We start from the raw sequence: 23720 nt of genomic DNA, 5'->3' as shown, positions 1-23720 counted from the left end.
ACAAACGGTGACAATTTATCCCCGCTGTCTCATGCCCTCAAACAGCAAAATCGTCGCCGCCATTGCGGCGTTCAGCGATTCCGCGCAGCCTGCCATCGGGATGATGATACTCTTGTCCACGAGTCGCGCCGTTTCCGGCGAGATGCCTTTTCCTTCGCTGCCAATCAGCAGCCACTGGCTGCCGTGGAAATTGTGCTCATAGCACGATTCTTCGCCCTGCAGCGAAGTGCTCACCAGCAGCGCCCCATTTTCCCGGGCCTGTGGCAAAATCTCACTTAAATCTCCCTCCACCACCGGAAGATGGAACATCGAGCCCATCGTGGACCGGATGGTCTTCGGATTATAGAGGTCGGCACAGCCTTGTCCGAGGATCACTCCGTCTGCTCCCGCTGCATCCGCACTGCGGATGATGGTGCCGACATTACCCGGATCCTGCACGCCGTCCAGCACAACCACAAGGCTATCCTTCTTCGCTAGGATAGCTTCTACTGCCTGCTGTTCCTTCCGCACGATGGCGAACACCGGCTGCGGCGTATTGGTGCTGCTGCATTTTGAGATGATCGCCGCCGAAACGCCAATCACTTCCATTCCCTGAACGGCCTGAAGCAGCCCCTTAAGTTCAGCAGGCATTCCTTTGTCGAGGTCATAAGCAAGGCATTCCACATCTGCTTCAGCCAGCAGTGCTTCTTGAACCAGATGAACGCCCTCTACGATATATTTACGAGCCTTGTCACGATGCTTTTTCTCCTGTAACCCGGCCCACTCTTTAACCCGCGTATTTTGCGGAGACATGATTTCCATAAAGTCTTCCTTTCTTCTGCCTTGCCATTTATTCTTTGTTCCTACTGATACGCCATCTCCAGCTTCGTCAAATTATCCTTATGCCCAACAATAACAAGGATATCGCCATCGATCAGGCGATCCTCTGCACGGGGAGAGATGTTCATTTCTTCACCTTGGCGGATGGCCATTACGTTGCAGCCAAATCTTGCGCGGATGTCGAGCTCCTGTAGATTTTTTCCGAGCATCGGTCCGGATACCTTCATATCCAGAATACTGTAGTCCGGCGACAGCTCAATATAATCCAATATATTAGGCGAAGCAAGATGATGCGCAACCCGCATTCCCATATCCCGTTCAGGATAAATCACCTTGTCCGCACCAATTTTGCTTAATACTTTGCCGTGCAGTTCACCTTTGGCTTTTGCCAGAATTGCAGGCACACCCAGGTCTTTTAGGATAAGTGTTGTCAGGATGCTAGCTTGTATGTCCTCGCCAATGGCTACAACCACCACATCAAAATTGCGAATACCAAGGGCACGCAGCGCCTCCTCATCCGTGGAATCTGCAGATACGGCATGAGTTACAATACTTGAAATTTCCTGTGTTCGCTGCTCGTCAGCATCAATCGCAAGTACATCAAACCCCATGCCGCTGAGCGCCTTAGCAACACTAGATCCGAAACGCCCCATACCGATGACGGCATATTGTTTTTTGGCCATGTCTATGTACCTCCCGTAGCATTCTATATCTCAAACAGTATAGCATAAGCCAAGAAGAAACGTCATTGCCGTCCTTATGGATGACAACCGTTTCTCGTAGGAATATAAGGATGATATATATGTGTCAAACTTATACTATCTTATATTTGGACAAAAACTTGAATTTCCAGCACCTTTGCAGGGCACATTATAACGAGGTCAATATCACTATATTTTCAAAAAAGGAGGTACATTATGCCCGTTACCATTGACTTGCGCCAGGCGATTATTCATAAAGTGCACGGTCAATCTGAAGAGGATTTACGTCATATGATTGAAGGCTCTGTGGACGGTCCGGAGGCAGCACTCCCGGGACTTGGCGCCGTGTTCGAAATGATCTGGAAGGATTTAGATCCCGCTAAGCAAGATAGGTTGGTTACCATGCTACATGATCACCTGGAGACTATTACCCCTGGGGATATCACATCGTAAACTGACCGCAACTAGTCAAAAACCTCCGCTCACCATGGTGTAACTTCACCTATGGAGGCGGAGGTTTTATTATTACATTCAGAAAGTTATAGCGTCCTAATTATAGTAATGCTTTTGGAGCCATTTCCAGGAATTTAGCTGTCGGGTTCTTATCCATCGCTGTCCGCATAGCATATTCGTTCTCGAACAACACGACAAAATTGCCCTTCTTATCCGTCACCAACGTTGAGTTGATTCTGAATTTGCTCGCATCCGGCTTAGTTTCATCTACGATCCAACGTGCAAACTGGTACGGCATTCTCTGCAACTGAACATCCACACCATATTCACCCTTCATGCGGTACTCAAACACTTCAAACTGCAGTTGTCCAACTACGCCAAGCAAAATATCGTCAAAGTTGACCGTGCGGAACACCTGGATCATGCCCTCTTCAGTCAGCTGATCGACACCCTTCTGGAACTGCTTCGATTTCAATGCATTTTTAATACTCACTTTAGCAAAAATCTCTGGTGAGAACGTTGGCAGCTCATCGAATTCCATATCTCCTGCTTGGCTCAAGGTATCACCAATTCTAAAAATACCTGGATCAAACAGACCGATGATATCTCCCGGATAAGCTTCCTCTACGATATCGCGGTCCTGCGCCAAAAATTGCTGTGGTTGCGCCAGCTTGATATCTTTACCGGCACGTACATGCTTCACGCTCATACCCCGTTCGAATTTCCCGGACACAATACGCAGGAAAGCAATCCGGTCACGGTGAGCCGGGTTCATGTTCGCTTGAATTTTGAACACATAACCAGTGAATTTCTCATTCGTTGGTTCTACTACCCCTATAGTACTGCGGCGTGGTTCAGGCTTCGGTGCCAGATCCAAGAAATTATCGAGGAAAGTCTGTACGCCAAAATTGTTGATCGCACTGCCAAAGAACACAGGTGTTAGTTCACCACTTAATACTTTTTCATAGTCAAAAGCATCGCCTGCTACATCCAGCAGCTCCAGATCCTGACACAGTTGATCATGCAGATACTCTCCAGCCATTTCACGAATGATTGGATCACGGTATCCGTCAACCTTTTGAACCTTGATTACGGAGTGATCGTCACCTTGGAATAGCTCTACCTGATTTTTCATCCGGTCATATACGCCGCATAGCTCACGTCCACTACCGATCGGCCAGTTCATTGGCACAGAACGAATACCAAGAACCTGCTCCAGCTCTTCCATCAGATCAAACGGGCTACGTCCTTCACGGTCCAGCTTGTTAATAAAGGTAAAGATCGGAATACCCCGTTTAGCACATACCTGAAACAGTTTGGTGGTTTGGGCTTCCACACCTTTTGCCACGTCAATAAGCATGACCGCACTATCCGCTGCAGTTAGGGTACGGTAGGTGTCCTCACTGAAGTCTTGGTGACCCGGTGTATCCAAAATGTTCACGCGATGATTCAAATAATCAAACTGCATCACGGAAGACGTTACAGAAATCCCCCGCTGCTTCTCAATTTCCATCCAGTCACTCGTCGCATGCTTATTCGCTTTACGGGCCTTAACCGTTCCCGCCAGACGGATCGCGCCACCGAATAACAGCAGTTTCTCCGTTAAAGTTGTTTTACCCGCATCCGGGTGGGAAATGATCGCAAAGGTTCTGCGTCTATCCACTTCCTTTTGCAGCTTCTGATCTATTGCTTTGTTCATTACACATATCCCTTCATATATAAAATTCCTGCTTCTGCTTCAATTACACTGGGGTTCATCAAATCGGTGCTCTGCTCATTGTTCATACCCCTTCATTTCTGAATGAATAGCTCTTAGGTCTAGCTCCAGTCCGCTTCAAGTGAAAGCATCCTCTAAAGTATATCAAAATCCGGCAGACATTATCTACTAAAAAGCGCGTGCCGCAAAATATCTCCCAAATGGTCTGGATTATGATCCCCACATATCATCGCTCAAGAAAATAGATGTATTTCCTACACTTACTTGAAGTATTAGCATTTTCATTAGCCTTTAGTTGCATTTGATGCAATTAAAAATAAGTTGTGCACGCTTTTCCGCCTTATCCGGTGATTATAGTTGCAGAAAATACATCTAAAAGACTAATCACAACGAGATAAGCGATTTTAATTGTACAAAGTGCAGTTATTAGAACAGTGCCCAGATCCCCCGAACACCGTCTGAAGTCCAATCTTTTAGATCTTAGCATTACAAAAAATCTCCCTGCATCCTCTGCAGGGAGATAGCATTAACTCAAGGTTTAGTTATTCTTCAGCCAAACCACATTATCTTCATCTTGGCCGTTTACAGGCCACCAATGGAAACCTTCTTTAGCAAGCAGTTCATCTGCTTCCACTGGACCCCAAGAGCCGGCAGGATAAGAAGATAAGTCGCTAGACTCTTCGCTCCATGCTTTCGCAATACGATCCACGAATGACCATGCCGAGGATACCTCATCCCAACGAGTGAAATAAGTGGAATCGCCGCGTGCGGCATCATGTAGCAAGCGCTCATATGCTTCAGGAGAATTGATTCCAACCAGGCAGCTCTGACAGAAGTCCATAGCCAGCGGTTGAATCTCAGACTCTGAACCCGGTTTCTTGGCATTAATCTTTACATAAATGCCTTCCATTGGGTTCACACGGATTACAAGGAGGTTAGGCTCAAGTTTATGCTTTTGTCCCAAATAAACGTTGGTTGGCATACCTTTGAACTCAACTACCACTTCCGTCGTCTTCACTGGGAGACGTTTACCTGTACGGATGTAGAAAGGAACTCCAGCCCAGCGGAAGTTATCTACAAATACACGGGCAGCAAAATACGTCTCTGTATTCGACTCAGGGTCAACCTTATCTTCCTGACGGTAAGCAGGAAGGGTTTTGCCTTGGTGTAAGCCTTGAATATATTGTGCTCTTACGACATTCTCACGCACCTCATCAGATGTCGCATAAGGACGAAGGGAACGAAGTACCTTCACTTTCTCATCACGAATATCTTCTGCGAGCAGACGGCTTGGTGGTTCCATAGCAATCATAGTCAGCAGTTGCAGTATATGATTCTGGCCCATGTCCCGTAAGGCTCCCGCATGGTCATAGTAACCACCGCGTTCTTCTACACCTACGGTTTCGCCAAGTGTAATTTGAATATTGGCAATATGTTTATTATTCCAGAGCGGTTCGAAAAAAGCATTAGCAAAACGAATCACTTCGATATTCTGTACCATTTCTTTACCAAGATAGTGGTCAATCCGGTAAATTTCCTCTTCTTTGAAGACCTGACGAATCTGTTCGTTCAGCTGTTCAGCCGACTCCAGATTATAACCAAAAGGCTTCTCAATTACGAGGCGATTCCAACCCGTACTATCCAGCATCCCGCCAGCTTTAAGATTGAAGGAGACACTGCCGAACAATTCAGGCGCCAGCGCAAGATAGAACATCCGATTGCCCGGAATACTGAATTTCTCTTCAAGAACTTCAGTTTGTGCTCTTAACTCGCGGAAACCATCAATATTGTTAATGTCCAGAGATTTGTATTCGAAATGCTGAACAAACTCATTCCATTCGCTTTCTTCTCCCGCTTTGTAACGGCAGAATTCAAGGATGGATTCCTTCACATCACTTCTAAATTCTTCCTGAGTACGCGGGCGCCGCGCCACGCCAATTACCGCAAAATCTTGTGCCAGCTTACCTTCACGGTACAAGCTGTAAATCGCCGGGAAAAGCTTACGCCGGGCTAAGTCTCCGGTTGCCCCAAAGATAAAAAAGACAGCACCGGGTGTGTGCAGTGCATCAAGGGTTTGATTTTCAGCCATGGCTCCTCATCTTTCTGTATGTAATATAGTTTATTGACATGCTCAGCGTCGGTACTAACATAAGGTGAATAACGACGTTATGTCATTTTAGCATATTCCTAAAAAGGATGCTATCACATTCCTGACAAATACTCTCGGGATTTCGCAAATTTCAATTAATATTTCTTATTATTAACTATATCTGCGCTTATATAAGAGAAAATTGTCAATATTCGATGGTTATTAAAGGAAAGCCTATAGTTACGCGGTTTGTCCCCTTCTGATCTTCATGATGCACTGCGATTTGGGCAGAAACTGACTGATTTCCACTCATCACAGAACGATTCAAATTAGGAATCGAATACGTACGGCTAACCGTTGAGATATCCTTGTAGCTTTCTCCTCCGGTCACAGCTTCAAACCGGTCATGCATCAATGACTCCGTCTGTGCTAGAACTTTTTCAGGTGCTCCCTGTTCTTGCGCGCTTCCTTGAAGGGATACATTCCATTCCACCTTAATTTTATTCTGTTCAAGAATCATACTTACTTCACGAGCAGCCGCTTGAAAGCTGGCTTCATTTTGCAGATCAGCCGCTTCTAACGTTACAATCACATAACTGTTACCTTCGCTAAGCTCACTCCAAAATAAGGAGAGCCGCGATTCATATGGTTTTACAGCTTCTGTACGATACGTCATATGTCCATCTTCCTCAGTACCTGACGGTACATTCAATCCGAGACTTGTGCTTAACTTAGCAACTTCGGCAGACAGATCCGCGTAATTGCTGCTTTCTCCCTGCCACTTTAACACTAAACGCAGCGGTGAATCAGAAACGGTTGTTTCTTTTCCGAGATCTATTAAACTCACAAGAGCATGATTCAGTTCGGCTCCTGTTGAAGCTTGGTTAACGCCCTCATCAAGAACGGTTGAATTCGCTTTAACACTTTGCAGATTAACTTGCAGAGCCGCAGCACAGCACACGATTATCATTATAAAAAAAGTCCCTTTTTTTGTTCCGTTGTTCAGCTTCATCTTCCGCATATGTCATTCTCCCTTCGAACCTCTCTAGCAATCTACTAGACAGTATGTTCGAATTAGGAGATTCTATACCTGAAATATCCCCACCAAGTGAGGGTTTATACTTCGATGCGTACTCAAGTACTTTGCGGGAGCCCCAAAACACACTTTCTTGTACAATAAAAAGGACTGAAGCAGAGGCTTCAGTCCTTTATTGTTATTCAGCTAGTCCATTTTTATATGCATAAATTGCTGCTTGGGTCCGGTCTTCCACGCCCAGCTTCGCGAGAATATTCGTCACATGAAATTTCACAGTTTTGATTCCAATAATTAGTTGATCGGCAATATCCTGATTGGATTTACCTTGCGCCAACAGACGTAATACTTCCATCTCGCGCTCCGTAAGCTCTTTATAAGCAGGTGATTCTCCTTTTGCATTGTTTCTAAAACGGTTCATCATTTTAGAGGCCACCTGTGACTCAAGCACGGACTGTCCTCTTGCCGCAGCGCGGATCGCATCCGCCACTTCACTAGCCCGCGAAGTCTTCAGCAGGTAACTAAAGGCGCCCGCTTCAATAACAGGATACATCTTTTCATCGTCCAAATAGCTTGTAAGAACAATAACTTTGATCTCTGGGTACTGCTTCATCAGCTGTTTAGTCGTTTCTATGCCATCCATCCCATCCATTACGAGATCCATTAAGACCACATCGGGATTGTACTCCTGAGCCAGCCGAATGCCTTCTTCTCCACTTCCAGCTTCACCTACGACCTCAATTCCATCCTCGGTACCTAAAACAGCTGCTAGTCCGATCCGTACCATTTCATGATCATCTACGAGTAGTACTTTAATTGCTTCCTCCATCTCCATGGTTACTCTTTCCTCCTATTATTCATTGACTAACGGAACGGTAATCTCAATACGCATCCCTTTACCCGGAGCGGTAATGAACTGAATGGAGCCTCCGATTTCATTAATCCGCTCCTGCATGTTCGACAAACCATAGGAAGCTTGTTTGGTGTCGTCCATCTCAAAGCCGATCCCATCATCACGCAACGTCAAGCGAACTGTATCTCCCCGTCTATGCAGCCGGATTTCCATTTTTTCTGCTTTCGCATGACGAAGTGTATTAGAAATCGCCTCTTGGACGATACGGAACAAGTGATTCTCTACCCCTTTTAACAGCTGCACATCAGGGTCCATTTCAAATACAATTTCGATTGGAACCTTGATCTTAAGCTCCTTGATCAATTCCTGCAGACCTTGTTCGAGGCCCTTTCCTTCCAAATAAACAGGTCTCAAATGCAGCAGCAATGCCCTCATCTCCGATTGGGCTACGGCAGACATTTCTTCTATAAGCGCAATTTGCCGCTGGGCTTTATCGAAATCCTTCTCCAATGTCCGGCCTACCGCCGTGGCAGTCATGGAGATTGCAAATAGCTGCTGGGAAACAGCGTCGTGCAGTTCACGCGCAAGCCGCTGCCGTTCCTCCATAATAGCAGATACCCGCGCCTGCTCCGCAAGCTTCGCGTTATTCGTGGATAACCGCTGCAGCGTCGTCACTTGATTCTCCCATTTGCCGCTAATCCGGCCAAGCTGTTCTCCGAGCCTTCCCAGCTCATCATCACCTAGATCCGGCATGGACAGCGTCAAATTTCCCTTTTCCCATAATACGAGGGTCTGCCTAAGACGTTCCAACTGCCGCTTCACACGAAAGCTCTGATAAAAGCCATAACCAATCCCAAAGCCCATTGGCAGAAGAATTAGGGTGACGGCTGTCCGCACGCCAAACTTCCAGCTTTCAAAAGGCTTCAAATAGCCATATGTATACATGACATACATTATCACAAGCAGCATGACCAAAGAGAACAGAGCCCCCTCACCCATGCTACGTGATATCATGTTTTTGTTCTTTTTTTCCATGCGGGGGACTCTCCCTTCTCTATCAAGCTTTTCAGGATAATCGTACATCTAGATCTCCCATTAAATAAGAAACACTAAATTTCACTTTGTATTCACTGCTGTCATAATTAGCTGATTTCCAATTCAGACGGTTCAACATCCCTGTATCTCGCTGGTTGCCGAATTCAATGGACCCAAAGAGCACAAAAGCTTCAATTTCCACGCCGTAATCATCGGACAGGTTAATGTCCATATCGCCAAAAATCCCTTGAAACAGCATGACCGTTTCCTTATGATCCGCCATAGCTAATGAAAGATCCACATCGGCCTCACCCAGTACATGCCAAGAGCTAAGGCTGTGCATCACCCAAGGTGAGCGGTCCCAGTCAAATCTGGATGAAAAGTTCTGCTTCTGCATAAACCCTTCCTTACGCTGTACTCTTTTGGATTTGGTAAAAAACATCCCAAGTGAGATTAAACAAATCCCCAGCACGAGCACCAAATGGTCCAGCAAAAGCAATACAGCACCTATCCCGAGCAGTTTATAGCCCTGCTTTACTTTGCCTGATGTCGTACGGTAGACTCCCAGCAGCAGGAACAGAAGCGCGACAATGGAGAAAAAGCCGAGCCATCTACCAAAAATCATCATGCAGCCAACAGCAATCAGTCCGATGGCAATCAAACGGTTTCGTTTATCCATTTCGCACCTCCTAAAAGTTTTGCGAAGCAAAACTCATTTTATACTATCGGTTAGATATCCGTCACTATGATGAGGAATATTATCACCGTTAAATATTATAGCTAGCCGCTATAAAAGCCATATCGGTATGGAGATCCATACCGTATGGCTTCTTCTTGTCCAGCATATCATATCCGTCCAAGTTTTAGGAACAGGATTTATTGTTCTTTTTTGTTTAGAGAAGGAGCCGCGGGTGTATCATTCAGCTTGTTTTTCAGTAGTGCCAATTGCTCATCCACTTTCAGTTGCTTCTCAACATCAACGGGTTTGCTATAAGCAGCGGATGGGCTGTAAGGTGCACGCATTACATCTGCTTCAGCCTCAAGCTGCATAATTTTCTCTTCCATCCGGTGGAATCCGAGTGATGCACTGCCACTTTCAATGGAATGTACGCTGCTGATTTGCGACATTTGTTTTTTAGCTTTAGCCATTTGAGCACGGGATACAAGCTCGTTACGTTTGTTGCGCAGCTTGTAGAACTCATCCTTCATGTCATGCAGTTGTTGCACTAATTCCTTAGCGTGTACTTCAGCTTGTGCGTGAAGATCACTGTACTCCACTTGCTTTTGGTCAAAGTAGATTTTTTCTTCCAACAGCTTGCGAGTTACTTCTTCTTGGCCATTTTTCAGTGCCAGTTCAGCTTGTGATCCACGTTGTGCAGACATTTTTGCTGCTTCTTCCACACGTTGCTTCATACGGCGTTCGTTAGCCATTTGTTTAGCAACTGTTACTTCTGCTTCGTGAATTTCAGCCTCCATATCGCGCAGATATTGGTTAAGCATTACGATTGGGTCCTCTACCTTATCCAACAAGTCATTTACCGACGCTTTTGTCATATCTTTAATTCTTTGAAATACTCCCATGATTTACAATTCCCCTTTCTCATATTTAGACAGTTTTTGTTTGAGTTCTTCTACTTCTTTTTGCAAAGCCTTCTTCTCAATATCCTTCATCATCGCATCCAAACCGGAGTCCGGTGCGGAATAAGCGTTGTTCTTCTCAAAATTAGGATTGTAATTTGGCTGGCGTCCATAAGGTCCATATCCGCCAGTAGCTTGTGGTCCGTGTCCATGTTCCGGTCTGCCTGAGTAGGGTCCGCCGAATGGGCCACCCGGTGCCCCAGGCCCTGGTCCAAATGGATTATAATGCGTCGGTTCCTTAGGAATGACCATTGCTGCAATGAAGTATACCGGAATCACCGCACCACCTGTAAACGGAATGCTGACCAGTAATAGAATCCGGAATAACGTGGAATCAATACCGAGTGTCTCAGATAATCCACCTGCAAGACCCGTCATCACTTTATCTCTTGTTGAACGATACAATCGACTCATAGCGCTACTCCTTTCCACCATTGTTCAGTTTCTCCTTTAGGCGAGCCATTTCTCTTTCGAGTACGGTCGCTACGGTCTCACCCGCTTGCACCGCATATTCCTGTCCCATGCGCCGCAAATCACGCAAGCTCTTTGCTTCTAATTCCCAATCCGACATCTGATCTTCCAGACGTCCGAACATTTTGGGAACATCACCACCATTGCCATAAGCATTGGCTCTTTGATTCATCCGTTGCTGCAATCGCAGCGACTCCATTCGTGCCGAATAATACTGACGTTTGCTGTACACCGTTTGATACTCTATTTTCAGCTCATTCAGCTGTGCTTCAAGTTCAAACAAGGATTGCTTGCTCTGTTCTAGCAGCCCGCTATATTGCTCCAGTTTTTCCTCGTGAATGATCTTTTCTTGTAAAGCCAGCTTCGCGAGATGATCCTCGCCTGCTTTAAGTGCCAACAACGCCTGCTCTTCACGTTTGTTTCTCATGGCAGTTGCTTGGTTCACTTGCTGCTGCAATTGCTTCGTGTGGGAAGCATATTGCTGGTACAGCCTTTCAGCTTCACTGATTTCCTCACGGGTTGAATGTAGAAATTGATCAATTAGTTTCACGGGATCTTGGCTTTGCTCCAGACGTTCGTTTAGATTAGCTACAGTAATATCCCTCATGCGACGAAAAACACTCATGATCTCCTGCTCCCTCCCTGCTTCTTGTTTAAGTACATTGCTTCTTAATAAGTACCCTTGTTACTTCTGCCCTTTAATGCTGATACGCCCCAGACGATCAACGCCACTCCTAGAAGTGGTCCAATGATCCAGGAAAGCTTCGCGATCAGGGACATCACACCAATGAACATCAGCACCCAACCGATAATCTTGCGTCCGCTCTTAATCCCGTAGTACCCGAGAACAACCAGCAATACCGGGAAAAGTAATCTGAACATTCCGTGGATCAGAGGAAGCGCAATGCCGAGCAGCATAACCGCACCAATCACAATCAGTACAACCGCTAATCCGTTTCCTTGTCTTCTTTGCATTTTTTCTCACCGCCTTTCGTTGTCCTTAACCTTATAGCCTTATTCTAGGGTAAATCGCAGACTTTCAAAACAGACCAACGACGGTTTTTCGTACTGGACCTTAGTCGAGGTAGCTGTACGACTACAGACCACTGTTGGGCTAGTTGTAGGTCATAACCAACCTTTGCACATATAAATGGGAATGCACCCATCAAAAATTAAAAGGACACCACCCTATATAGGTGATGCCCTTTTGAACTTTCCTTTAGGGTTAACTATGCGGCTCTTTATCAAAAAACCTCGCTCCGTAATCTTTCAATAATAGTCTTCTTAGATATGCTGTGGTAACACAAAACGGGTACTACAATAGAGATCAGCATAAAGGGGATTATACTAAGTAAAATAGGGGTTAATGTAAAAGTCCAAGTAAAATAATCAAGTTCTGCTCCCATTGCGGGTACTAGGGTAGTATTTGCCAAGCTTCCTAGCACAATCGAAAACATCAGCCCTAGGAAGGCATACCCGCCTCCCTCAAAGATAAGCATTTCTTTTACCTGCTTATCCGTCATGGCTATTGATTGCAGCATGGCAATTTCTCGTTTTCTGGTTAAAATAGAAGTTTGCATGGAATTTATGAAATTCAGAATCCCAATAACACCTAGCAGAATACAAAATGCACCTCCTACCACCTCATACATAAAGATTAAACTACGAAAGGTTTCTCTAGAAGTATTCTTCGAATAGAAATCCAATCCGGTATCCGTATGTAAGCAATAGTCCTCCAGCCATTTTTCTGTCTGAGTTAAATGTTCATCATCTACGTTAAAGATTGTATACATTGGCAGCATAGAATCTGCATGGGCAAGCAGTTCATCCGAAGGCAACAAATACTCTAATCCTATATCATAATATGCCACTGAGTGAATAGCTCCCGGAAAATCAACAATGGCAAGCACTTCATATTCCTTTTCCTTTCCGTTTCCAAAACTCACTTTAACTTTATCTCCCGGATGATAAATGCTGCTTGTACCATCTAGGAATTTCTTACAGTTAGTAACATAGATTCCCTCTCCGTTCTCCCAGCGTTTTTGATCCAAAGCTCCTACCTTTACTTGAATCATCTGTGCCGGCCACTCACTGAAACCAAATGTATTCACTATTGATCTCCGTTTCACCATTTCCTGAGAACTCAGAAATTCCTCTTGGTCCTTTTCATTCATCAATCCGACTTCTCTTTTCAGCGCAGACATTGCCTGATCACTTAAATTTTGTGTTAAAGGGAGTACATAAACATTACCGCTATTTTCAAGCCCGTCCAATGACTCTACTTGTTTTATGAACTCATTGCTTACACCGGAAGTATCAAATGGAGGCGAATTATTTATGATAGAAGTATCAGCAACCGTAAAGTCCGAAACAGACTGAAACTCAATGAACTTATTAAAATCAAAAGAATGCACAAGACCATAAGTACTATTAAGAATAACCAAACTAAGTGTAAAAGAAAGCGTGACGATGATCACTTTTCGGGGGTTCCTCTTTAAATTAGCCATTGCTAGACGAACGGATGTTATTGGTTGAGCTTTTTTCTTTTTTCTTCTTAGTTCTCCCGCCTGTTTTCCTTCAACATAACTTAGAGCTTCTATTGGAGAAACCCTTGATGCAACCTTTGCTGGCCCTAAGCAACTTAATAACACTGTGCAGAGGCTGAATATAGCGGCAATAGCAAAAATAAGCGGGTGTACACTTGTTACGACGCGCATATCTTCACCAAAAATATCGATAATAGCCGGAACAAGAAAACGACCGATCGTCCAACCTATCACTAGTCCAAAAGGAATACCGATACAAGCAAGATATATTGCCTTATAACGAACCATTCTTTTGATTTGTTTTGAGGTTGTCCCAATGACTTTTAATAAACCATAAGATTTAATTTCTTGTGCAATTGAAATATAGAATATATTGTAGATTAACAAATATCCAGCTAAGAAAATCACTGTGATTACAAGGAAACCTAGAAGTATATTTTGAGGTTCAGATCCTAGAATATCATAAGAAGCGTTAACAGTTATTTGACCATCAAAATCACTTCTGCTGGCAAGTTGTTCAGATTTCGTTTCAATATCCCACGTATTCGAAAACCAAAATTGACTGTTGATATAGCCTGAGTACACATTGGGACGGTTGTTCCATGGTTCAGTTGCCACAGGAGCTATTAAATCTGCATATTCACGAGAAAGCCAAATATTTTGACGCCAAGAGAGCGGATTTCCATCCCAAATTCCACAAACGGTAAAGGTATCTGTTATTGTTTTTTCATCTGTTTTGAAGGTTAACGAAATAGATTGACCTAATGTATGGGGAAGACCCAGCGCATCCAATACCAAGGTGCTTACACTTATGTCTTTCTTTTGCTGTGGCATGTTTCCAAGCTGTGGTAAGCTATACGCCCATTTTGCATACTTTTCCTCACCATACCTCACTTCTGTAGGTAGCTTAGAAAAGGCAGCCCCCTGTGCATCACCGATAAGAACCGAATAGGAGATGTCCTTAATCATTAAATCTGAAGAGACTCTTTTATACTCAGGCATAGACATTTGATGAAATCCACCATGAGCATTGCTCCCCGCGATTCTCATCTTGTTGTCTTTCATTGACTCTAACAAACTCCCTGCAATAGTAAATACACTGGTGAACATAATCGCAGCCAAGGCTATTGCCAGAATAGCAAAATAATTTTTGCTAGATTTAAGAGAGCGCTTTGCCAACTTTTTCATAGTTTTTCCACTATTGTGTTTCAAAGTTCCCACCTCCCTTGCATTATTATTCTGCTTGTCTTAGCTGTTCAATAACACTTGAACGGGAAATAGATTTGTACAACAAACCAGGAATTATTGAACAGATCAACAAAACAACCCCCGAATATATGATTAAAGAGGTGACCGGATATCTAAACACTCCATAGCCTATATATTCATGCAATATATTAAAGACCAGATAACTAATGCCACTACCCACTATTAATGTAAGAACAAAAGCAATTAGAGCAAACCAGATTCCTTCAAAGGTGATCAGCCATTTAATCTGCTTCTTCGTCGCGCCAATAGATGCTAGAACAGCAAACTCCTGTTTTCTGGATACAATGCTTACTAATATAGTGTTAATAAAATTCAAAACACCGATGCTGCTTAAAATGATAATGATAACAATAGAAAGATTGGAAAAAGACTGCTTTAAGTCAGCAAACGCTTTTGCCTGTTCAATTTTTGAGGTGCGTGAAATGCTGCTGTCTCCGCTTGTAAGGAGTTTGACCTCATTCAACACATCCTGTTCTTTTCCTTTTTGCGCATTAATCTTAATAGAGTAAATCACAGCATCAGAATGATATTTGTTGATAACATTATTTGACACAATTAGCCATGGAGCAGCACCACTATTCATAGCATCACGTTCAAACGTCATTTGACCGCCAATTTTCACCTTATAGCTCTTGTTGTTGTCAATTACCGTAAAGGGTATCTGTACACCTATTGGAATGCCATTCCCATTAATATCAGTTACCAATGCTATCTTCCCTTTGGAAAAGTCGCTTAAATTAATCGGGTTCTTAGCAGTACGGTTATACTCCTCCAGTTTTTTATCATCAATGCCGATCAATAAACCCCAAAAGTTAGTTTTAGGATCTTCCTCATAATGTTTTTTATCTCTGAGTTCCTCATTCACACCTGCACGAAATTCATTGTAATTTCGCAGCCACTCACCATGAGTACTATCTGAATAATGCTGGAAAATAGATACTACCGTCGTTCGTTCGAGTTCACGGATCCCGTTTACTGCGGAAATTTGCGACAACAACTCAGGAGTAAAGTGCTGCTCCTCTATTGGATTAAAACTGGCTCTGGTCATTTGGTTATACATAGCAATGTCGTATTTAACCTCTGCATTGATGTATTCCTCCGCACTGAAGGATTTTAGAAATGTGGAAAGCACCACAAGTGCAGTGCTGCCTAAGAAGAGCGTTAACACAACAAAAAGCAATCTTTTTTTACTACGGAGTATATTTTTTAACGACATATACGGTATTTTCGCGCCATGTCTACCTCTTGATTTTTGTTTTCCGGATTGTGTATCAGTATGTTTCGACGCTTCAATCGGAGAAATTCTCCCTGCCTTCTTTGCAGGTGCTCTATAGCTTAAAAATAGAGTTAACGCTGAGAAAAATAGGGCCAAGAGCAACACCCATAAGTTGACTTGCCTATCTATGGATGAGAAACCCTCATACGAAGATAAGGCAAGCGGCACTACGTAAAATGAAAGCCCCCATCCCAACAGCATCCCCACAGGCAGGGCAAAAAAGGCTACTTTAGCAACACTGTAATAGACAATTTGCTTGATTTGCGCACTAGTCATTCCCAGCATTTTCAGCAGCCCATAAAATCGTACGTCTCGAGTAATAGAGATATACGCAACGTTGAAAATAATAAGGTATCCATCAAACATAAAAAACAAAACCATTATTACTGCAACCAGTGAATCCTTGACATTCATATTCAATTTACCGTCATATGAAGGAATCAACTGCTGATTTCCATCCAAATCAATGGAGGCTCGAATCTGCTCGATTTTATCGTGATAATGTCTGGTATCTTTAAATAATAACCCTACAAGATTCGGCACTTCCTGCGGATGTTCTCTTAAAAATGTTTCTGAAAAAAAGACAATTCGATTGTTTTCAGAATTGATATTTGCCGTGTCCTCATAGAATCCAGACAGAGTAAAGGGAAGGCTCTGAACCTCTGCGTCGCCGTTTTTTGAAATATCACTGATAGCAACAGACAATGAAACCTCCATTCCAGTCTGCGGCTTTGAGTATCCCAACCTATTCAACAGCCATGTTGACATCATGATTTCATTGCCTTTAGCAGGATAGGTACCCTGCATATTATCTACAAGTGATCCGCTATATTCCTCCCAATTTGTAGAACTGATCATCTGTATATCAATCCCAGCCTGTCCCTTATTATTGACAAGTGATCCCATTTTGGTTTGAATATTCATTTCAGGCTTTAAAATATCAAATTTACTTAATAAATCTAATTGATTCTGTGTTGGACGACTCAAAATAACATTAGCACTTGTCCCGGTTTCTTTCATTTCTTGATGTTTAGATAATTTCAAGTAACTGTAAAATGTGCTGCAAGCTGCTGTAATCAGAATGGTCGTAAGAATGATGGCGCATGCCAATATAATATTTCTGGTTTTGTTTGCCTTATAGTATCTCTGAAATAATTTTCGGATGACGGATGAAGAATGATTTCTATACATTTTTTCCCTCTCTAATCCACGATTTTCCCATCCTCCATACGGAGAATCCGATCAGCACGCAAGGAAATTTCGTTGTTATGTGTAATCATAATGATTGTTTGATTTAGTTGGTGACTAGTCATTTCCAGCAGCTTGATTACCTCTTCACTTGTTTGACTATCCAAATTTCCAGTGGGCTCATCGGCAAGGATAATAGCGGGCTTCATCGCTAAAGCCCTTGCAATTGCTACACGCTGTTGTTGGCCCCCAGACAAATTGTTGGGTAAATTATTCAGCTTCTCCTTCAGTCCTAACATCCTTACAATGATGTTCACATACTCCTTATCCACCTTGTTTCCATCAAGTTCAATCGGCAGAACGATATTCTCGTAGACATTAAGTATCGGCATTAGATTATAATTTTGAAAAATGAACCCGATATTTTTACGTCTAAAAATCGTAAGCTGATCACTGTTCATCTTTGACAGTTCTTTCCCATTCACTTCTACGGTGCCAGAGGTAGGATTATCAAGGCCCCCGAGCATATGCAGTAGCGTAGACTTACCGCTGCCGGAAGTCCCAACGATAGCCACAAATTCACCTTGCTCCACACTCATTGTTATGCCATCCAACGCTTTGACAGGGTTTGGTTCACTACCGTAATACTTTCTCAAGTCGTTAGCTTTTAATATACTCATGCACAACCCCTCTATTTCTTTAGAATATCTGATGATAATAAATGTGATTATTCCCCATATGCCCTACAGTCTTTTATGATGTGGTATACAAACGATAGTAAAATTCCTCTTCCTGCATTAATTGATGATGTGTTCCTCTCTCTATAATTTGACCTTCTTTCAAAACAGAAATTATATCTGCACCTCGAATTGTAGATAAGCGGTGAGCTATGATAATAATTGTCTTTCCCTTAAATAGTGATAGAATCTGGTCTGTTATTTCATGCTCTGTATTGTTATCCAGCATTGAAGTAGCTTCATCGAAAACCATAATAGGTGCATCTTTAAAAATGGCTCGCGCGATAGCTAAACGTTGCTTTTCCCCACCGGATAAACGGATTCCATTCTCTCCTATAACTGTATGCCATCCATCCTTTAAGCCATGCACCAGATCGTATATGTTCGCTCCTTTTAATGCTCTTTCGACTTCTTGATCAGTGACACTCTCTTTGTTTAAAACGATATTATTATAGATAGTATCGTTAAGAAGAAAAATATTCTGACTGACAATACTAATCTGTCTTCTTAGACAATCTAATGTATATTCAGAAATCCTTCGCCCATCTAATGTTATTGTTCCGGCAAGGGGCTCCCAAAGACGAAATATGAGTTGGATAATAGTAGTTTTTCCTGCTCCGCTTGGCCCAACGATAGCGTGAATGGTTCCCTCGTTAACGGTGAATGAAGCCTTGGATAATATTTCTGTTTGATTGTAGCCAAAGCTCACATCTGAGAACTGTATTTGTCCATTAATTTCACAACTTAATTTCCCGCTATCTTTAATGGTCGATTCTCTAGTTAGAAGAGTGTTCAGTCTATCCCACGATACATAACTTGATGCCAGATCAGCACTAATATTTAACATACTCATGACCGGAGAAATCAATCTTTGAGTATATACCTGAAAACTAAAAAGATCCCCAATCGTCATCAGTTGTGTGATGACATTAAATCCTCCCCATCCAACGATTGTGACTGTAATAATCGAGCTAATAAAATTCATAAGTGAATTATATTTAGCCATTGCTAAAGTTGTATTGATTTTAGCTCTTGTGAAATCATCTTCATTTCTTTTAATCTTTTTATTTTGAAATATTATCAGTCCGTTTTGGACAAAATTCATCAAATTCATAATTAATTCCTGCAAGGAACTTTGCAACTTTATAATCGAATGCCTACTATCTAAGGTAGCTTTTTCTATTTTTTTGTTTGACGATATTTGTAGAAAAATCATCAGCAGAATAAGGCCAATCATGACGATCGACATGTTATTTTGTAATTTGAAGATGAGAAATAACACACCGATGATCTTTATGAAGTTATATGCCATTGTTAGTAACTGTCTCGCTAAAATATCTGCTATACTCTCGACATCCTGAAGAACTAGAGTAAGCAAATCGCTACTATCTGCATAGGTATAAAATTCTCCAGACTGCTTACAAATACAATCCAGGCATTCTTCTCTTATTTTTAAGGTGATTTCCCTTTCTAGCTTTACAGTTAAATTCTGCGAAACAATCATGCTAATATACCCAATAATACTGACAACTAGAATAATAGATATATACTCCAATAAAGACGACAGATCTTTGTTGGATATAGATTGATCAATAATTTGTGAAATAAGATACGGTGTTAGAAGAGATTCTATGGTGCTAAATAAAAGACATAGCCCGATTGGAAAATAAAATTTACGTGATCCCTTTGTGTATTTCCATATTTGTAATATCATTTTTGTCTGTCTTATTTTTAACACCTCTCAGTGTGTCACTAATACAACTGATTGTCTCCAGCATAAAAGGGGTTATATTTTTCAAATCAAGTCTTACCCTAAATTCCTCTTCCAATGCCTGTATTAACGGGACGACAGTTTCAGGTACCATAATCCCCATTTCAAAAAGACTGTCATTAGCTTTCAGAGTTTCATCTATTATGTTCTCACCCGCAGTTGTAGAGACTTGTCTAATCAATTGTTCGATTTTTGCATAAACGACGTTGCTTTCTGCAAATTTAGCATTTCTTCTTTTATAACGATGTGAAGATATCGCTGCTTGCAATTCACGTTCTATCCACTGACTCTTTATACATTTATTAGATAAATTTCGATAAATATCTTTTATATCTGCATAATTTTCTAACATGATTGTTCTAGCAACTAAACCGGACCCCACAGCTGTTGCCTTGCTATTGCCTGAGAACACAAAATACTTTCCGAGTTCCGGGTTAGTAAAAACAGGGGTCATATCTGTTATTAGTTGTATTGTTTTATGTGAATTGAACCAAAATTCATTTGGTGAAGGAAAAAGACTTCCTCTTACCCCTAAAACTGAATCGAAAATGGCTGGTTCGCTTAACTTATATCGATTTCTTACAGCGGAAACTACAACTTTATTTTGTTTTAGCAATTCATCGCATATTTCTTTTATTTCATAGTTATCCTCATCCAGTAAAGATAGACTTAAGTTTATGATATGGCAGTCTATAGTAAGGCAATATTCCAGTGCTTCTCTTAATATTTGTGAACTAGTAAAGCCTTCGGCATCCAAAATAGAGATTGAAATGAATTTTGAGTCTGGACATATAGACTTGATTACTATAGCGCATGCAGTCCCATGCCCTGAACGATCCACTTCCTGCTCTTCTTTTTGAAATGAAATTGAGTCTATTAATCGCTCACCAATGAGCGTGGCCCTTATACCAGAATCAATAATCACTACTATGGGCTCCATAATGTGCTCCTGTTAAAACAATATTTTTAAACCACTACTGAGTTCCAAGTAACGAAACCCGGCAGTGGTTTTATATAATAAAATAAATCCCACAGTTTACAGAAAGTTATATATTATGCAAACCAATTATTTTTAGGTGTATATATCGTGTCATATTTTACACAACCCTTTGTGTTCCCATTAGATTTACCAACGAATTTATTATGTTCAGTACAATCATCATCACATCCTTGTCCCTGAACATTAGATTGGTTGATTGTTATTGGATTTTTAATTTTTTGCACATTTAACATTCGATTATTTCTCCTCTCGTTTTTTTAAAATTTTATTTAAACTTAGCCAAGTGGATTCCAACGTGGAGTATATTGATAAGTGGACCAACAACCCGCTGCGCTACCATCGGCTTCTTTTTTTCCAGCCCATACTTTAACTTTGCAGTCATCTTTACATCCTTGAGCTTCTACATTGGAAGAAAGGGTGGTTTTTCTTGTGATTTTAGTGACCTTCATACGCTCAGTCCTCCTTTCTAATTTATTTTTTAATGGGGTGGGATTTATTCTACTAACGCAATTAAATAATTTTGACTAGTTCTTCAGTATAAATTGCCGATTCAATAAAAATGTGCTCTAGACAACACCTTGTTCCAGATGCTTTATTAAAATCACCTGTTTTTATCCGATTAATAATTTTGCATCTGGTGGTTGTACAATAGTGATATCGTTCACAACCATCACACTCTGCTATGACTCGATTATCCTCGGAATGAATTTCTACTAATTTTTCTTCATCTATTCCTTCAAAAATGTTTCCAATACAAAACTCTTCTACCCCGTTTGCAATAATACAAGGATAAAGTTTCCCATCTGTATCTATAGTCAATGAGCCAATTCCACCATCACAAACTGAATTTTTGGTTTTGTTAGGCGCATCATTTATAAATCCAACATCAAGTGTTGTGCTTATTTCTTGGTTATTGTGCAAATAAGATGTAATAAGCTTGCACTGTTCCAAAAGTACTTCAAGTGATTGTTCATCCCATTCCCTATCATTTTCATCCGGTACTGGCATTATATTTTGAAATCCCAACCGAATTAACTCAATAACACCCTGATTTAGCTGTGATACATTTGAGCTGGTCACAGTCATTCTGGCTACTGCATCTGGTCTTCGTTCTAGCAAACGCGATGCATTCTTTTTAACTAAATCAAATGAACCGGAGTAATTTTTATAAACTCGATTTTGGTCGTGTGCCTCCTTGGTACCATCAATACTGATTGAGACATTTTCGTATTCATTAGATAAAAGTTCTAAAATTTCATCATTTATAATTGTTCCATTGGTTGTAATCGAAAACTTTGCTTTTGGTATTGTTTTTTTGGTTTTATTTATAAATGATTTTATTTTTGGAAAAACCAACAAGGGTTCTCCTCCGTGTGTCACAATATTTATTTTCTGATCATTTATCTTCCTCATGTGTTCTAGTAAAAAGCCTGGTATCTCATTAATTATTTCTCCAGTAATTTCTTTTGAAAATTTTTCTCCTTCATAACAATAACTACATTGCAGATTACAGTCTCTTGTAAAAAAAATAGTTACATTGATTGGGATCAGCTCCTCATAAATTCATCTTTACGCCCATACTGACTCTAAAAAACTCTTCATTCCCATACAACGTTGTTCAAAATCATCTGGAGACTTCAAATCTACAATCTCGTGTATACAACTCCAACAGAAGTAGTTAACGTTACAAGTTTTACATTTTTCCATTTGTTCCGGTTCATATTGTTGCAAGCTGTCACTTAAAAACTGTTTGTCACTTAAGACTAAACACTCTTCCAACGATGCTATGTCCATGATATCCCCAAGTTTATGTTCGGGTTCTATGAACAAATTGCATGGATATATTCCGCCATCACTCTCAATCGTGAGTGTTTTACACCCTGCTGCACAGGAACATGTATAGAATTTCTGATCTTCTTTTTCCCATTTATCTTTCAACGATATATCCACACTGGTCTTTTTAGAGACTGTGGTTGTAAGCAACTCTTTATTCTGCTCTGCTTGTCCAACAAAACTTAACGCTCGTAGGATCCCTTTACAACCCAACCTTTTATTAAGCTCAAAAAATTCATCAACATAATTTTGGTTGGTAGCGCTTAATATCATAGAAGTTGTTATTTTATGAAATCCATTTTCTTGTAATAAATGAATGGCTGACACTGCTCTTTTAAAAACCCCTTTACCTCTGACCACTGAACAGGTTTCTTCGTCCACTCCATCCAAACTAATATCTATACTATTAATCGAATTTATAATATATTTGACGTTATTTTCGTTTATTAATGTCCCATTAGTCATTAGAGAAATATGACCATCAAAGTTAACTCTTAAGTAAGTAATGATTTCTTTAAAATCTGTTCGAACCAGCGCTTCTCCACCTGTTATCGTTATCGCCTCGGGGTTAGCAGCAATTATTTTGTCCAGAGCAGAGATTATCTCTTTCGTTGTAAATTTCTCATTTGTAGCACAGCTATCAACATTGACCATACAATGCTTGCAGTGGAGATTACATCGATTTGAAATAGCAAAGCTGACATCATGCAGTCTTGTCTTTGGCGTTTGAGAGTCAAACACTTCTATTCTGCTTAGAGACTGAACTACTTCGGACATATACTCACGATCCTCATCATCCGCCATTGCGTCCATTAATTCCCCAAAACTATATTTGCGTTGATCACACTCATTCAGAGTTTCTTGACAGACTCTTGGAATCTTAACCCACTTCCGATTAAGTCTATTAAAAACAATAGCTAGATCATTATTAAATAAAAACTTTGTATTGGGGGAAAAGCTTATTACATCTTTTTGTTCCAAAGTCCTTCTCTCCTCTACATAGATCTCTTGAAATATTCATTTTTTTCTTCAGTTTCGTTGTAAATTTTAATTGCATTATTAAAATAGAGATTTTTTGGTGCCCCTTCTATATTCCATGTTATTCCAAAAATTTACTATTTTATATAAAAAAATTCGTTTACAATGTTTTTTTTGAGGACTATACTAACTATTTGTTCTAGAAAATTACATTTAATATACAATAAAACATTTTTAAAGATTATAAAGAAAAGTCCACTTTCAACTGTCTACTAAATAAAAATCTCGCTTTCGAATAAATCCCGAGAATGTA

22 protein-coding genes are annotated in these 23720 nt (G+C 41.2%); 1 reads left to right on the top strand and 21 read right to left on the bottom strand.

All coding sequences use genetic code 11. From position 1 onward, the window contains the following. Positions 1-15 precede the first annotated feature (15 nt). Positions 16-801 (bottom strand): TrmH family RNA methyltransferase, encoded by a 786-nt coding sequence (locus MHH63_RS01685; RefSeq protein ID WP_341171148.1) that lies wholly within the window; start codon positions 799-801, stop codon positions 16-18. A 41-nt stretch (positions 802-842) separates the two neighbouring features. Continuing rightward, positions 843-1502 carry a potassium channel family protein gene (locus MHH63_RS01680; RefSeq protein ID WP_036685517.1) on the bottom strand — a complete coding sequence of 220 codons (660 nt, stop codon included), beginning with the start codon at positions 1500-1502 and terminating at the stop codon, positions 843-845. Positions 1503-1736: 234 nt separating this feature from the next. Between MHH63_RS01680 and MHH63_RS01675 the strand changes: the two genes are divergently transcribed. Then, positions 1737-1973, top strand: coding sequence for a small acid-soluble spore protein SspI (locus tag MHH63_RS01675; protein ID WP_076130310.1), 237 nt, complete (start codon positions 1737-1739; stop codon positions 1971-1973). 100 nt (positions 1974-2073) lie between these two features. Here the strand turns inward: MHH63_RS01675 and MHH63_RS01670 are convergent, their stop codons facing one another. The 19 genes from MHH63_RS01670 to MHH63_RS01580 form a co-directional block, all read right to left on the bottom strand. Beyond that, positions 2074-3672 (bottom strand): peptide chain release factor 3, encoded by a 1599-nt coding sequence (locus tag MHH63_RS01670; RefSeq protein WP_076184819.1) that lies wholly within the window; start codon positions 3670-3672, stop codon positions 2074-2076. Positions 3673-4228: 556 nt separating this feature from the next. Continuing rightward, positions 4229-5779: a glucose-6-phosphate dehydrogenase gene (gene zwf / locus MHH63_RS01665; RefSeq protein ID WP_036685526.1), complete on the bottom strand. Its 1551-nt coding sequence runs from the start codon at positions 5777-5779 to the stop codon at positions 4229-4231. 205 nt (positions 5780-5984) lie between these two features. Beyond that, complete coding sequence (locus tag MHH63_RS01660; RefSeq protein ID WP_339281416.1) at positions 5985-6800, bottom strand: YwmB family TATA-box binding protein; 816 nt, start codon at positions 6798-6800, stop codon at positions 5985-5987. Positions 6801-6993: 193 nt separating this feature from the next. Then, the gene (locus tag MHH63_RS01655) at positions 6994-7647 is read right to left on the bottom strand and encodes a response regulator (RefSeq protein WP_036685532.1); all 654 of its coding nucleotides are present in this window, start codon (positions 7645-7647) and stop codon (positions 6994-6996) included. An 18-nt stretch (positions 7648-7665) separates the two neighbouring features. Beyond that, positions 7666-8700: a sensor histidine kinase gene (locus MHH63_RS01650; RefSeq protein ID WP_076130326.1), complete on the bottom strand. Its 1035-nt coding sequence runs from the start codon at positions 8698-8700 to the stop codon at positions 7666-7668. Positions 8701-8731: 31 nt separating this feature from the next. Then, the gene (gene liaF, locus MHH63_RS01645) at positions 8732-9379 is read right to left on the bottom strand and encodes a cell wall-active antibiotics response protein LiaF (RefSeq protein WP_036685537.1); all 648 of its coding nucleotides are present in this window, start codon (positions 9377-9379) and stop codon (positions 8732-8734) included. Positions 9380-9576: 197 nt separating this feature from the next. Then, positions 9577-10281: a PspA/IM30 family protein gene (locus MHH63_RS01640; RefSeq protein WP_036685540.1), complete on the bottom strand. Its 705-nt coding sequence runs from the start codon at positions 10279-10281 to the stop codon at positions 9577-9579. Positions 10282-10284: 3 nt separating this feature from the next. Then, complete coding sequence (locus MHH63_RS01635; protein WP_076184838.1) at positions 10285-10752, bottom strand: PspC domain-containing protein; 468 nt, start codon at positions 10750-10752, stop codon at positions 10285-10287. A 4-nt stretch (positions 10753-10756) separates the two neighbouring features. Continuing rightward, a complete protein-coding gene (locus tag MHH63_RS01630) occupies positions 10757-11434 on the bottom strand; it encodes a PspA/IM30 family protein (RefSeq protein WP_341171147.1) in 678 nt (225 codons plus the stop codon). A 44-nt stretch (positions 11435-11478) separates the two neighbouring features. Further along, positions 11479-11784 carry a LiaF transmembrane domain-containing protein gene (locus MHH63_RS01625; RefSeq protein ID WP_076130307.1) on the bottom strand — a complete coding sequence of 102 codons (306 nt, stop codon included), beginning with the start codon at positions 11782-11784 and terminating at the stop codon, positions 11479-11481. 269 nt (positions 11785-12053) lie between these two features. Next, positions 12054-14567 (bottom strand): ABC transporter permease, encoded by a 2514-nt coding sequence (locus MHH63_RS01620; protein WP_341171146.1) that lies wholly within the window; start codon positions 14565-14567, stop codon positions 12054-12056. 22 nt (positions 14568-14589) lie between these two features. Further along, a complete protein-coding gene (locus MHH63_RS01615; protein WP_341171145.1) occupies positions 14590-16944 on the bottom strand; it encodes an ABC transporter permease in 2355 nt (784 codons plus the stop codon). A gap of 158 nt (positions 16945-17102) precedes the next feature. Then, on the bottom strand, positions 17103-17768 hold the full coding sequence (locus tag MHH63_RS01610) for an ABC transporter ATP-binding protein (RefSeq protein WP_076130305.1): 666 nt from the start codon (positions 17766-17768) through the stop codon (positions 17103-17105). Positions 17769-17841: 73 nt separating this feature from the next. After that, positions 17842-19539: an ABC transporter ATP-binding protein gene (locus tag MHH63_RS01605; RefSeq protein ID WP_217696564.1), complete on the bottom strand. Its 1698-nt coding sequence runs from the start codon at positions 19537-19539 to the stop codon at positions 17842-17844. Next, complete coding sequence (locus tag MHH63_RS01600; protein ID WP_179087579.1) at positions 19499-20521, bottom strand: S8 family serine peptidase; 1023 nt, start codon at positions 20519-20521, stop codon at positions 19499-19501. The genes MHH63_RS01605 and MHH63_RS01600 overlap by 41 nt, the downstream gene beginning before the upstream one ends. Before the next feature lie 128 nt (positions 20522-20649). Further along, positions 20650-20829: a hypothetical protein gene (locus MHH63_RS01595; RefSeq protein WP_076220402.1), complete on the bottom strand. Its 180-nt coding sequence runs from the start codon at positions 20827-20829 to the stop codon at positions 20650-20652. Between the two features lie 42 nt (positions 20830-20871). Then, positions 20872-21045 (bottom strand): hypothetical protein, encoded by a 174-nt coding sequence (locus MHH63_RS01590; protein WP_175620029.1) that lies wholly within the window; start codon positions 21043-21045, stop codon positions 20872-20874. Positions 21046-21106: 61 nt separating this feature from the next. After that, entirely contained in the window at positions 21107-22126 is a 1020-nt protein-coding gene (locus MHH63_RS01585; protein WP_256717528.1) for a radical SAM/SPASM domain-containing protein, read from the bottom strand. Between the two features lie 39 nt (positions 22127-22165). After that, positions 22166-23410, bottom strand: coding sequence for a radical SAM/SPASM domain-containing protein (locus tag MHH63_RS01580; RefSeq protein ID WP_076220400.1), 1245 nt, complete (start codon positions 23408-23410; stop codon positions 22166-22168). Positions 23411-23720 lie beyond the last annotated feature (310 nt).

Source organism: Paenibacillus sp. FSL H3-0310 (assembly GCF_038002785.1).
Lineage (GTDB): Bacteria > Bacillota > Bacilli > Paenibacillales > Paenibacillaceae > Paenibacillus_AQ > Paenibacillus_AQ odorifer.
The sequence above is the reverse complement of the archived record's forward strand: the minus strand, read 5'-3'. Positions and strand labels throughout refer to the sequence as shown.